The 309-nt window shown below is 37.5% G+C and carries 1 protein-coding gene; it reads left to right on the top strand.

Translation table 11 applies throughout. The features are described 5' to 3' along the window. Positions 1-309: SDR family NAD(P)-dependent oxidoreductase (locus AOA59_RS25975; RefSeq protein ID WP_218212212.1), on the top strand; the 309-nt coding region annotated here is incomplete at both ends.

The raw sequence follows: 309 nt of genomic DNA, 5'->3' as shown, positions 1-309 counted from the left end.
CTCATGAGTAGTTCTGAGAAAAAAGTTGCACTAATTACTGGAAGTAGTAGAGGAATTGGAAAACAAATTGCCTTACTTTTAGCTGGACAAGGGTATAACATTGTTATAAATTATGCAAGAAGTCGGCAAAAAGCAGAAGAGACTGCTGAAGAAATACGTAAGCTTGGTGTGGAAGCACTAACAATCAAGGCTAATGTGGCGAAAAAAGATAAAGTGGAAGAAATGTTCCAAACAATTGATGAACACTTTGGTAGAATTGATGTATTAATTAATAATGCTGCATCAGGGGTACTGCGCCCAGTGTTGGAG

Source organism: Pseudomonas sp. 2822-15 (genome assembly GCF_002742515.1).
GTDB lineage: Bacteria > Pseudomonadota > Gammaproteobacteria > Pseudomonadales > Pseudomonadaceae > Aquipseudomonas > Aquipseudomonas salomonii.
Note: the sequence above shows the minus strand (reverse complement) of the source record. Positions and strands in the feature narration are given on the sequence as shown.